The sequence below is a fragment of the Bacillus carboniphilus genome, from assembly GCF_039522365.1.
In the GTDB taxonomy this organism is placed as follows: domain Bacteria; phylum Bacillota; class Bacilli; order Bacillales; family JC228; genus Bacillus_BF; species Bacillus_BF carboniphilus.
Map to the genome: position 1 here is coordinate 191,033 of NZ_BAAADJ010000021.1, position 12,396 is coordinate 203,428.

Annotated in this window: 13 protein-coding genes and 1 pseudogene; 10 read left to right on the forward strand and 4 right to left on the reverse strand. The window is 36.0% G+C overall.

Translation table 11 applies throughout. The annotated features are described in order from the left end of the window. The first annotated feature begins 3 nt into the window (after positions 1 to 3). From ABDZ91_RS11010 to ABDZ91_RS11025, 4 genes and pseudogenes are all read left to right on the forward strand, one after another. On the forward strand, positions 4 to 1,458 hold the full coding sequence (locus tag ABDZ91_RS11010; RefSeq protein WP_343798928.1) for a multicopper oxidase family protein: 1,455 nt from the start codon (positions 4 to 6) through the stop codon (positions 1,456 to 1,458). Between the two features lie 238 nt (positions 1,459 to 1,696). Continuing rightward, positions 1,697 to 1,780 (forward strand): annotated as a pseudogene (locus ABDZ91_RS11015) (YjcZ family sporulation protein); the annotation flags it as partial. 33 nt (positions 1,781 to 1,813) lie between these two features. After that, the gene (locus tag ABDZ91_RS11020; RefSeq protein WP_343798930.1) at positions 1,814 to 1,924 is read left to right on the forward strand and encodes a YjcZ family sporulation protein; all 111 of its coding nucleotides are present in this window, start codon (positions 1,814 to 1,816) and stop codon (positions 1,922 to 1,924) included. Between the two features lie 242 nt (positions 1,925 to 2,166). Beyond that, positions 2,167 to 2,769, forward strand: coding sequence for a hypothetical protein (locus ABDZ91_RS11025; RefSeq protein ID WP_343798931.1), 603 nt, complete (start codon positions 2,167 to 2,169; stop codon positions 2,767 to 2,769). 125 nt (positions 2,770 to 2,894) lie between these two features. Here ABDZ91_RS11025 and ABDZ91_RS11030 read toward each other — a convergent pair whose 3' ends face one another. The 3 genes from ABDZ91_RS11030 to ABDZ91_RS11040 form a co-directional block, all read right to left on the reverse strand. Continuing rightward, on the reverse strand, positions 2,895 to 3,239 hold the full coding sequence (locus ABDZ91_RS11030) for a four-helix bundle copper-binding protein (RefSeq protein WP_343798933.1): 345 nt from the start codon (positions 3,237 to 3,239) through the stop codon (positions 2,895 to 2,897). A gap of 89 nt (positions 3,240 to 3,328) precedes the next feature. Further along, positions 3,329 to 4,231, reverse strand: a complete 903-nt coding sequence (locus tag ABDZ91_RS11035) for a multicopper oxidase family protein (protein ID WP_343798934.1) — start codon at positions 4,229 to 4,231, stop codon at positions 3,329 to 3,331. Positions 4,232 to 4,327: 96 nt separating this feature from the next. After that, positions 4,328 to 5,248, reverse strand: coding sequence for a F510_1955 family glycosylhydrolase (locus tag ABDZ91_RS11040; RefSeq protein ID WP_343798936.1), 921 nt, complete (start codon positions 5,246 to 5,248; stop codon positions 4,328 to 4,330). Positions 5,249 to 5,566: 318 nt separating this feature from the next. Between ABDZ91_RS11040 and ABDZ91_RS11045 the strand changes: the two genes are divergently transcribed. From ABDZ91_RS11045 to ABDZ91_RS11065, 5 genes are all read left to right on the forward strand, one after another. Next, complete coding sequence (locus tag ABDZ91_RS11045) at positions 5,567 to 6,301, forward strand: urease accessory protein UreH domain-containing protein (RefSeq protein WP_343799023.1); 735 nt, start codon at positions 5,567 to 5,569, stop codon at positions 6,299 to 6,301. Between the two features lie 49 nt (positions 6,302 to 6,350). Next, positions 6,351 to 7,232, forward strand: coding sequence for a GNAT family N-acetyltransferase (locus ABDZ91_RS11050; RefSeq protein WP_343798938.1), 882 nt, complete (start codon positions 6,351 to 6,353; stop codon positions 7,230 to 7,232). 67 nt (positions 7,233 to 7,299) lie between these two features. After that, the gene (locus tag ABDZ91_RS11055) at positions 7,300 to 8,754 is read left to right on the forward strand and encodes a M20 family peptidase (protein WP_343798940.1); all 1,455 of its coding nucleotides are present in this window, start codon (positions 7,300 to 7,302) and stop codon (positions 8,752 to 8,754) included. 144 nt (positions 8,755 to 8,898) lie between these two features. Beyond that, positions 8,899 to 9,168: a metal-sensing transcriptional repressor gene (locus ABDZ91_RS11060; protein ID WP_343798941.1), complete on the forward strand. Its 270-nt coding sequence runs from the start codon at positions 8,899 to 8,901 to the stop codon at positions 9,166 to 9,168. A gap of 12 nt (positions 9,169 to 9,180) precedes the next feature. Next, on the forward strand, positions 9,181 to 10,539 hold the full coding sequence (locus tag ABDZ91_RS11065; protein ID WP_343798943.1) for an MATE family efflux transporter: 1,359 nt from the start codon (positions 9,181 to 9,183) through the stop codon (positions 10,537 to 10,539). A 33-nt stretch (positions 10,540 to 10,572) separates the two neighbouring features. Here ABDZ91_RS11065 and ABDZ91_RS11070 read toward each other — a convergent pair whose 3' ends face one another. Next, on the reverse strand, positions 10,573 to 11,448 hold the full coding sequence (locus ABDZ91_RS11070) for a cupredoxin domain-containing protein (RefSeq protein WP_343798944.1): 876 nt from the start codon (positions 11,446 to 11,448) through the stop codon (positions 10,573 to 10,575). A 191-nt stretch (positions 11,449 to 11,639) separates the two neighbouring features. Here ABDZ91_RS11070 and ABDZ91_RS11075 point away from each other — a divergent pair, with 191 nt between their 5' ends. After that, on the forward strand, positions 11,640 to 12,386 hold the full coding sequence (locus tag ABDZ91_RS11075) for a PIG-L deacetylase family protein (protein WP_343798946.1): 747 nt from the start codon (positions 11,640 to 11,642) through the stop codon (positions 12,384 to 12,386). Positions 12,387 to 12,396: the final 10 nt, after the last annotated feature.

Below are 12,396 nucleotides of genomic sequence, written 5' to 3' on the forward strand. Positions count from 1 at the left end.
GAGATGTCGATACTGAAAAGGAATAAGGGGATAATCATTGCTTTTGGAGTGATTATCATAGGTGGAATACTGCTCCTTTATATAAAAGACACCGATAGATCCTTCAGATTGTTAAAAAATGGTCTGAGTGGTGAAAGTCAAAAACCTTTACCAATTCCTGCGTTATTAGGAGATCAGGATCCATCTCCTAATAAGGCAGAATTTTTCTTAACAGCTCAACAATCTACCAAGGAGTTTATTGAAGGGAAGATGACCCCCACTTACGGGTATAACGGAGATTTTCTTGGCCCTGTTATTAGAGTTAAACGGGGAAATGATGTAACTGTTCATGTGGAAAATAAGCTTCAGGAGCAAACAACAGTGCACTGGCATGGGTTGGAAGTAGATGGAGAATTTGATGGAGGGCCACATACTGCAATAAATGAGGGCGATATATGGAGCCCAAATTTTAAGATTGATCAGCCAGCAGCAACATTATGGTTTCACCCTCACTTACTTCATGAAACAGGGGAACAGGTGTATAAAGGATTAGCAGGATTATTTTATATTGAGGACGATGTATCCGAGAAACTTCCTTTACCTAATGAATATGGAGTCAACGATATACCTTTAATAATTCAAGATCGGAAATTTACTAGTGATGGTGAGATGAACTATGATTTAGGAATGCACGATGTGATGATGGGATTACAAGGAACTGCAATATTGGTAAACGGTGCAATTAACCCTTTCCTAGAGGTACCCAAGGGGAAAGTTCGTTTGAGAATATTGAATGGTTCTAATGCGAGAGTTTATAATTTCCACCTCTCTACCCAGGATGATTTTTGGCAAATAGCGAGTGATGGAGGGCTCTTAGAAAAACCAGTCCAGCTAAATAATGTTGTGTTGGGTGCTGCTGAGCGGGCAGAAATTATAGTTGATTTTTCTGAGTACGACCAAGGGGACACATTATTTTTAAATGAAGAAAATAATAACCTATTGGAGTTTAGAATAAATGGGGAAGAAAATAATTTTGATATTCCTAATCAGCTCACGGATATTGAAAGAATCAGTCCTGATAGTGCAACAAATACTAGGAAATTTGTCTTTCAAGGAATGGGCCTAATGGTGAACATTAACGGAAAACAAATGGACATTGATCGAATAGATGAAAAACTGCTAAAGAATACTACAGAAATTTGGGAAGTCTCCAATGATAGTGGAATGGGGATGATGGGAATGGATGGAGGTGGGATGGCTCACCCATTTCATGCTCACGGTGTGCAGTTTCAAATACTAGACCGAAATGGTCAGGAGCCCCCAGAAAATGAAAGAGGCTGGAAAGACACCTTCCTCGTGTATCCAAACGAGACAGTTAGAGCTATTGCTACATTTGATCATGAAGGAATTTTTATGTATCACTGCCATATTCTCGAGCATGAAGATGCTGGGATGATGGGACAATTTCAGGTCAATTAAAGATAGGAGAACCTAAGGATAAGGGTTCTCTTCATTGATTTATATAATGAGAAGGATAAAGAATATAAGTAGCTGGCGCATTAGAATCTATTTACTAGGAAAATAACTTAGAATAAAATTCATCCCCCAATATATAAAGAACTATGACAATGTCCATATCGAGTTTAGACAATATACATAGACTGTTAGTGAATGGACCTATTGGAGGTGTTTTTCAAATGGGTAATGTTGGAACTGGTACGGTTGGGGCTTCGCTCTAATTGTAGTGCTATTTATTCTGCTTATTATTGTTTGGGCAGGATTTGCAGGATATGGATACTAAATTTGAAATGATAAAATAACTGGAGGGGATATTATGTCATTCGGTTGTGGATATAACTATGGCTATGGAGGATATGGATCAGAATTTGTTCTAATCGTAGTGCTGTTTATCCTACTCATTATTGTGGGAGCTGCATTCGTGTAGTTTCTGATTAGACAGTTAAAATATCTCAAATGATATCAAAATAATAACCCAAATGATCAGTTATCGTACTGAGTTATTGGTTATTTTTAAGAGCTTATGTTAAAAGTAAGCTCTTTTTTTTTGAAAGATTTAAACAGCTTTCATAATTAGATAGAGGATAACAAACAATAGATACTAGGATTTATGGTGTAGCTGAAATTTTTTTCGAATAAGGAATTATCTTATGAAAGGATGTAAACCAAATGAAGGAAATGCATAACCAACACGAAGGTCATCATCAAATGGTCATGGAAAGTGATCTTAAGACAACAGTCACTTATAAAGATAATAAAATGAAAATTGAAATTATAGATAAAAAAGGGGATTCCCCTGAACTGGAGTTAACACATGAAAAGCTTATGCATCTAATTATTGTAAGTGAGAACTTAAATGAATTTTATCATGTGCACCCCGACCAAGTTGGTCCGTCGACATTTGAATCTGTGATCAATTTATCCGTCCACCGATACAGGGTGTTTGTTGACATTAACCCAAAAGGAAAACATTATCTTATTAAACCGAATGAAATTCAGTTAGACTCAGTACTTCCACATTATAATGACACTGCCTTAAAGGTGGATCAACAAATGACGAAGCAAATAAAGGGAAAAGAGGTTCAGTTAGTGCATGATCCTTTCGAGGTGAGGATAGAGGTCGAACTTAAGTTTACGATAAAAAATGGGGTACCCCAGCCTTATCTAGGAGCTTTAGGTCACGTTGTGATTATAGATGAAAAAGTAGAAGAATTTATACATGTGCATCCATCCTCTGAAACGGATACGGTTTTTATCGCACAATTTAGTTAACCAGGTACATATAAAATGTGGGCAGAATTTAAATTAGATGAGGAAGTAATAGCATTTCCATACGTATTTAGGGTAGTATAGCCAAACAAAAACCTCTATTGGTTGAATAGAGGTTTTTTTGGGTCTTATGCTGACATTTTTCGGCACGATTCTGCACATGTGCGGCAAAATTTTGCACACTCTTGGCAGTGATTATCTTGAAACCTTTCACATTCAGTCGCACATGCCTCACAAATAGCTGCACATAGCTCACAGAATTGCTTTGAATGAGAACTGTTTCTAGACATAAGCTGAGCTGCCTGTAAACAAATTTCCGCACAATCGTTTAATGATTGAATACACATTACTCTAGCTTGAACATCAGGTTCTTGTAAGCAAGCTGTTAAACATTCTTCACATGCTTGTGCACATTTTACGCAATCTGCTATACACTGGTCCATTTGACTTGGAGACCCTGAAAGAACTCCCATGTTATCACCTTTTTCTTGTTATTTATTTTCCTATATTAGATTTAGTCAATTATTAAATTTTATACGTGTAATTTTACTTTCTTGGTGATTCAATGTGTATAGGTTAGTCTAGTGACCATACCACCAAGTGCTTCTCCATTATTTGATTGATGAAAAGTTCTCGTACCGTTCACGGGCCAAATACCAGGGTTGTTTGTTATAAATTCTACATCCTTTCTTTTACCAGACGCTAAGCTTATTGTATCATCGTAAAGGTTTTTTCTCTTAAATCCATCTACTTCCACAACTTTAAAGCTATGTCCATGTATATGCATAGAGTGTGGTGAGCTAGTTTTGTTAATAAATCTGACTCTGACTTTCTCACCAAGCCGAACATTCATTGGAGTAGTTGTGGGAAAGCTTTTTCCATTTAAAGTGAAAAAATTCGGTTGTAAATCAAATTTATTAGGTTTATATACCCCAGGCACCACTTTGCCTAATTCAGGTTGTTCAATTTGCCATTGTTGAACGAACAAAGTAAAGTCTCTGTCTGGAATGAAGTCTTGAGTTATATATTCTTGCTTCGGTAAAACGATAAAAGCTCCAACTAATCCAAGATTTGACTGAAAGTCATGGGTGGAGTGATAAAAAAAGGTTCCACTTTTCCAGGCTTGAAATTTATAGGTGTATGATTGTCCGGGTTGGATGGTTGGTGTTGGTTCGATAGCAGGATTACCATCCTCAGTATTAGGTTTAGGAAGACCATGAACATGTAGGGCTGTGGGGTGGTCCATTCTATTCTCAACTTCTAGATAAACCCACTCATCTTGGTTAACGACAATTACCGGTCCAGGTGTTGTGTCATTATAACCTAGGGCATCAATTGCGACATTAGATAAGATATTATGCTTAATTGGATGTGCAATAAGCTTGAAATATCTAAAATTTTGACCGGTTTGAAATTCAGCAATTTTTCCATCTGGAATTACCAATCTATTCTCCCAATCCTTCATAGGGATACCTCCGTGTTTTTAAGTTCATTCTTATCATGTTATTCAAACAACGGGCTGGATTGTGCAAAAAAAATAGGGACGTCACATGGACGACCCCTATAATACTTTACCTTGTTCAACTTTTATTGACCAAGACTCTCCTGCATCCTCACTAACATACAGACTGTTTTTAAAGGTATAAAACCAAATCTCATCTGAGTTTGTAGGATTCATTGCCATGTATTGGATGGCATCTTCTTTTAATTCAACTCTTCCTATTTCTATTGTTTCCTTAGCTTCTAGATTGTAAGTCGAAAGTGTTGACGTATTCCCTAAATAGCTTGAGAAATAAAGTTTATCTTTAGCAAAATAAATAGAGGTAATCGGACTTTTACTTGCAAACTGATTAAATTGTTTCCCATTGTCTCCAGAAATAAATAAGCCATTTGTAGTTAATAATGCAACTTTATTAGAATCTGCTGGATGGGTAGCTATACCCGTAATTGAGTCTAATGGAATCCCATTACTAGAACTACTACTCCAGTCATTTGTTTTACCATCATTATAGTAAATTCCAGGTTCAATACTTAAATTTTCATGTGGTTGCACTGCATAGATAGCACCAGTTTCATAACTGGATGCTACATAATGGAAATCGATGGCACCATAGTATTTCATCTTTTCTATTGTCTTTCCCTCATCCAAACTTTTGATAATTCCGAATGGATTTTTAAAGTTGGTACCCTCCTCAGGATGTCCACTTGCATAAAATCCATCTTTAAAAGGTGAAAAACCCATATAATCATGATTATTTATTGTTGTTTCAAACCATTGACCGTCTTTCAATTTTAACAGACCATCATGAGTAGCTAAAAATAAGTCACTTTGGCCTCCGGGGAAACCAATTCCGTGAACATGGTCAATAGATGGGTTTTCAATTTTTGAAAAGTATTCTCCTTTATTACTGGAATTATTACTAGCGCAACCCACTAGGAAGACAGGTAATAACAATAGTAAATATAACTTCTTAATATACACTCTTTATTCCTCCGATCTTGATTTGAGAAAAGGGTTATTGCAATAGAACCTTTTGTTTTGCTGAAATTTTCCATCATTCGTATTGAAATGAAGGTTCTCACTTTACTTAATAGTTAATTTGAGTATTTTGTGCTCCTTCTAATCAATAGAATAAAGATAAGTTAAAAACACTATTAGTTTATAGATAAATTGTGGAGATTTAATGAAGATTTGAGAATTTTATTATGCTCAATAACACTCCTTCATATTTTCTTCAAATTTCTATGATACCCTGTATATAATTGATATTTAAAAAATTGAAAGGTGAATTATTTCATGATGTATGAGTTGATTAGTAAATTTAGTAATCTATTAAGCGAACCTTTTCTATCTCTTTTTAATAGTACACAGAGTATTCCACTTCTAGCTGCACTCATGCTAGGTATTGTTGGTGCATTAGCTCCTTGTCAATTCACAGCCAATCTTGGAGCTATTACCATCTATGGAAATAAGTCTATTCAAAAGAGGATTCCATTATCTGAGGTTTTACTCTTTATTCTTGGTAAGGTGGTTGTATTTTCTGGTTTAGGATTTGCGGTATGGTTACTAGGATATGAGTTTCAGCAATCGTTGACACTCTATTTTCCATGGGTTCGAAAAATAGTGGGGCCAATGTTAATATTGATTGGTTTGTTTATGGTCGGCTTATTTACGTTTAAATGGACCGTAACATTAGGTAAGATACCAGAAAAATTCACTTCAAAAGGTAAGCTTGGTGCATTTCTGTTAGGGATAAGCTTCTCTCTTGGATTCTGTCCAACTATGTTTGTTCTATTCTTTGTAACGCTGATGCCGATGGTCTTATCTGTTTCGTACGGTGCGGTTTTACCTCCTATCTTTGCATTAGGAACCTCTATACCTTTATTACTAGTTATATTTCTTATTTGGTATTTTGAACTTAGTGGTAAGAACACTATGAAAAAGGGGAGAAAGATTGGATCCATTATTCAAAAAGTGGCGGGGTGGATATTGATTATCATCGGAATATTAGACACATTGACTTACTGGGTATAGACTATTTTTAAAGAATTATAATACACAAAAAATGAGATGGAGAGTCATTATGGGAAATTGTTATCTTGTTCGTGGACCTCAGGTTATGAAAGATTTTAGAAATAGCTTTAACACATTAGCCGAATCGGTCTTTGGTATTAACTTCGAAAACTGGTACAAAGCAGGTTTCTGGACTGATAAATATGAACCTTTCTCTTTTGTAGAAGGGAATCGTGTGATTGCAAACGTATCTGTTAATAGGGTTGATTTGACTATTGATTATGAAAAGGTAAGAGGGCTTCAAATTGGAACGGTCATGACCCATCAGGACTACCGAAATCAAGGTCTTTCTAAACAACTTATGAACCTTGTATTGGAGGCGTACGAAGGGCAATATGATGTGATGTATTTATTTGCGAATCAAACGGTGTTAGATTTTTATCCAAAGTTTGGATTTAATAGAGTAGAAGAAATTCAGTTTTTTCTGGATGACATTCCGATGAAAAAGAAGAAAGCTAATGTTAGAAAATTGGACTTTAGTAACCAACATGACATCCAATTTCTTTACCAATTTGCGAGTAAGAGACTGCCCGTTTCTAGTAGATTTGGTACGATCCATACTGCTGAGCTAATAATGTTCTATGCTCTAAATGTATTTTCAGATCACTTCTATTACCTGGAAGAAGAGAATACGGTGGTCCTATTTATTCAAGATAAAGATCAATTGGAAATATACGATGTGATTAGTCCAGTTAACGTCAATTTAGAGAGGATAATGAGCCATATCTGTTCACCTGAGACCAAAAGGGTGTTATTTTATTTTACACCCGATACAGAAAGCTTATTGATTCAGTCTATACCATTCAAAGGCGATGAAGTGTTATTTGTTAAAACAGCCGCTAATTTTACGTGGCCTCAGCATGTAAAACATCCTATCACATCACAAGCATAAAAGAATAATTTCTTGAAAAGGACTTTTGTTCATACAAATAGAAATAAAGATTATAGGGGGATGAGGGATGAAAATAATCTTTATTTCTATTGGATTTATTTTTTTGATTTTTATTGTAGTTACGATTTTTAACACATTCACAACAAAGTCGGTTCAACCAACTGCAGAACCAACTGATATTTCCATCGATCAAGAAGCAGCACTTAAACGTTTTTCCACTGCACTAACCTACCAAACGATTTCCTACCAAGACCGAACAAAATTCAATTTTGAAGAGTTTGATCAATTTATTACCCTTCTAGAAGAAAGCTATCCTGAAGTTCACCAACAATTAGAAAGAGAAAAGGTCAATCAATATTCCCTTATTTACTTATGGAAGGGAACAGACTCCACTCAAAAGCCTATCGGATTTACAAGTCATTACGATGTAGTACCTGTACTAGAAGGAACTGAAAATAACTGGGAGCAACCACCCTTTAGTGGGAATGTTGTTGATGGTGTTATTTGGGGACGAGGAACACTTGATGACAAACTTGGAGTGATTGGACTTTTAGAGGCTGTTGATTATCTCTTAGAACAAGACTATCAACCAACTAGAGATGTGTACTTTATGTTTGGCTTTGATGAAGAAATAGGTGGAGACCAAGGAGCTAAAGCAATTGTAGAAACATTAAAGAATCGTGGGGTAACATTTGAATTTATTTTAGATGAAGGTGGCGCGATTGTAGAAAATATGGTTCCTGGTGTCTCGAATCCAGTTGGTGTTGTTGGAATATCTGAAAAAGGATCTGCAACTGCGGAACTTATGATTGAAGGTAGTGGTGGACACTCATCACAGCCAGAAGACCGAACAAATATTGGTCGGATTGCACGGGCTATCGCTAGGCTTGAAGAAAAGCAATTCAAAGCTGATTTAAGAGGGCCAGGGGAAGAGCTATTCGAATATGTCGCACCTGAAATGAACTTCGGAATGAAATATGTATTTGCAAATAAGTTCTTGTTTGAACCTATTATTGAAAAAATCCTGCTGCAACAGCCTGCTTCTGCAGCCATGATTCGAACTACGATTGCTCCTACGATATTTCAAGCGGGTGAGCAGTACAATGCTCTTCCTGAAAAAGCAACAGCATTTGTTAATCTTCGAATTATGCCGGGTGAACCTTTAGAAGAGGTAAAAGATTTTATCGTAGATACGATCGATGATAAAGGCATAAAAGTGAGTATTTCTGGAAGTGAAGCTTCCAATGTCTCATCATCAAACAGTAAGGCGTTTCAATCCATTCAACAGGCTGCAAGAAATGTGTATGGAGATGTAGTTATTGCTCCTTATCTGATGTTTGCGGGTTCTGATGCTAAACATTACGAAGCGATTTCTGAGAATACGTATCGTTTTCTTCCTGTAAAATTAACTTCTGAGGACTTACAAAGAATGCATGGTACCAATGAGCAAATAAGTATAGAGAATTATATAAATGCCATTAAGTTTTACGTAGAAATGATTAGACTCTCAAATAAAATGTAATTTTTTCAGTAAGAACAGCTCTTTTTTGAGTTGTTCTTTTTATTTTTTTAGACTATTTGAAATAATATTGGAATATGTTAGACTATATCGTAAAATATACCCTATCCCCGTATGGGGGATAATGTAGACTGAGGAGCTGAATATATGGGTCATCTACATCCACATCGAAAACAAGTTGTAAATAGGCTAGCCATTATTGAAGGGCATGTCCGATCCGTAAAGGAGATGGCTTCTAATGATAGGGAATGTAGTGATTTATTAGTTCAGCTAGGAGCTATACGTTCAGCAATTGACAAGTGTGCCAAGTTAATATTAAAGGATCATTTGGAGGGATGCGTACAGAAAGCTATCAGTGAAGGGGATGAGAAGGTTATTAGGGATTTTAATAGGGCAATAGATACATATTTAAAATAGGGGCTGAACGTGATGAGTATAAAACTAGGGGATCATAAAGTTATTATGACAATCCTTACTTTGGCCTTACCAGCAGTGATAGATAACTTTTTTCAAACAATCCTTGGCTTTGTAGATACGTTCTTTGTAGCCAAAATTGGGCTAGAAGAAGTAACAGCTGTTGGAGTGGCCAATACAATTATTGCTGTTTACTTAGCGATTCTAATGGCAGTAGGGGTATCGGTAAACGTCTACGTGGCTAAGTATTTGGGTGCTGGAGATAAGGAGAAAGCCAACAAAGTGGCAACTCAATCTATTCAGCTAGCCATTGTATTGGGCTTATTGTTAGGATTTATCTCTCTCGTTTTTGCAAAGCCACTATTAACTTTAATGGGATTGGAACTTGCCGTTTTAGATAAAAGCGTCCTCTATTTCCAAGTTGTTTCATTCCCGACTATATTAATCTCTTTAATGCTTATAATGAGTAGCATTTTAAGAGGGGCAAAAGATACTAAAACACCTATGAAAATAAGTATAGTGGTTAATCTTTTAAACATTGTACTAGATTATATTTTAATTTTTGGCTTCCTATTCATTCCTTCGTTAGGACTTCTTGGTGCTGCCTTGGCAACAGTATTAGCTAGGTTAATAGGTGTTATTTTACTTAGTTACTATCTATATAAACCAAGAATGATACAAATTAAAGACCTTATAAAAATTGATTACCAGCTATACAGAGAAATGATCTCTTTATCTATACCTGCCATGGGTGAAAGGTTAGCAATGAGATTGGGGCAGGTACTTTACTTTGGAATGATTGTCTATATTGGTACCAAAATATTTGCTGCACATCAAATTGCAGGAAATATTGAAATCATTTCATATATGATTGGCTATGGTTTTGCGACGGCTGGTACTACATTGGTTAGCCAATCTTTAGGGGCAAATGCCTTTGATGAGGCTCAAAAAATAGGGACCTATTGTGTTGGTTTGAGCGTAGGGGTAATGAGTGTAGTAGGTGTCATTCTTTTCTTTGGCGGTGAATGGCTTGGTTCACTTTTCACAACAGATCAAGAAGCCATAAAGAATATAGGGATTGCACTACGAGTAGATGCTTTTATTCAACCAATATTAGCAGTAGTGTTGGTGTTAACAGGAATCTATCAAGGCGCTGAGAATGCCAAAACACCATTCTATTTAACAGCTATTGGTATTTGGGTTATCAGAACGGTTGGAGTTTATGTGCTAGGGGTTTATTTTGGCCTCGGAATTCTAGGAATCTGGCTATCTATCGGATTAGATAATTTGTTTAGAGCGGTTTTCTTAGGTAAAAATTTTATGAGCGGAAAATGGTTACAACTAATAAAAAAGAAAAGCTTAAAAGCGAGCTAGAAAAATCGGAACGGCTTCCCAATGGGAAGCCCTTTAATATACGATGAGAGTGCCGACCATACCGCTTTCCTTATGTCCTGGAATTGTGCAATAAAATTGATAGGTTCCACTTTTTTGTGGAGTAAAGGTTAGTTGATTAGAGCTATTGGCTTTTGCATGAATGTGTAGATCTGCTTTTTGACCATGATTATGCTGGTTTGAAGGTGAATCCATTTGGATTGATTTAATTTCTAAATCATGTTCAACTTGATCTGAATTGTGCAAAGTGAGTGTCACTTTTTTCCCTTTTTCAAGTTTTATTGTGGAGGGGGTGTAATTAAAATTATTAGTAGTAATAGTTAATGAATTTAAGTGTTGATGAGGTTCATCTGCTAGGTTATAGAGTTGTTTTTTCTCCAAGAATTGTCCACCCATTAAAATTAAGACTATTACTACTACTATGAATAAGGGTTTTATTAACCACTTCCCATTGATTACCTTGCTATTTTCCCTAGTTTCACTTAATGCTAATAAAAGCAGAATGGAGCTTATAGTTAAAGTGAAGAATATCTTAATTAGAACAGTAGATTCCGCAATGGAAATCATCTCACCAAGCATTGCCCCCATCATGCCTCCCATAACGGCTGCCATGATCGATTCAATGGTTGGAAGTATTCCCATTTGAATTCCTATCATCAACCCTACTAAGACCGCTATCGAAAGAGAGAGTACCGTAGAGTAGAATAGATTTCCTTTATACGCTGCACCAAAAATAAGCCCTGCTGTTAATCCGACATTCATACCTATATACATGGCATACATCATGGCAGCCATCTTTGAGAGTGTATGTTTAATCTTATAAACCATCCATGAATTGATAAGCAAGATGACCATACTTGAAAAAATGATATACCAGAAAAACAAGCTCATCTGAACGCCTCCTTATTTGCTACAACATATGTCGGTCACAGACAAGCCATTCCATAAAAGTTTTTAAACAATTTACAGAAAAATTATAATATTCGGTATTTACAAATTTATCTGAAAGCATTAACATTAAATGAAACAAACCCAAATATACTATAGAGGGGTATTGTATAACATAAGAGGAGTGGTTATGGATGGCAAATGGTCAAAAAATTTTATTCTTGGGTGTTTACGGAATGGAGGTAGTGGAATGTGGAGGTGCGTTAGCTAAAAACGTTGAAAATGGCGGTCAATCCCATGCAACAATTATGTTATGTAGGGAAACAAGTCAACCTCAAGTAAGAAAAGCTGCAGAAATTTTAGGGGTTAACATTTCTTTTCTTAATTTTGAATCGGGTTGTGTTGATTTAAGTGCAGAGTCGAAGAAGAAATTAATCAAAGTTATTCGTGAAGTTAAACCCGATATTATTATTACACAGGATCCAGAACATTCATTTCATGATTTAGATCCAGACAGAAGACCAGCGATGACGTTGCTTTTGGAATCTATCGCACTAGCAAGCCGTGATTATGCCTTGAATGACATGCCTGATCTAGAACCTCATCCAATTCCAACGATTTATTACATGACACCGCACCACCCGAATACAGTTATTGATATTTCTCAGGTATGGGAGAAAAAAGAAACCGCCATGGATGCATTAGAAAGCCAAATGGAATTTAGTGGTATGCACTTTGATCGAATGTTAGACGAACAGTCTGCAGAGTTATTATATCCTGGGTTTTCGAAGTTAAATAAATTTGAAAAAGGGAGGGAAATACACAGAGTATTAGATAAAGCTGTCCATGTATATCATGGTCTAGCAACGCATGGACATTTTGCAATTGCTGAAGCTTATCGTCGAGAAGGTAACTTTCATTTAGCTGAACTTATAATTTAAAAACAGGGGG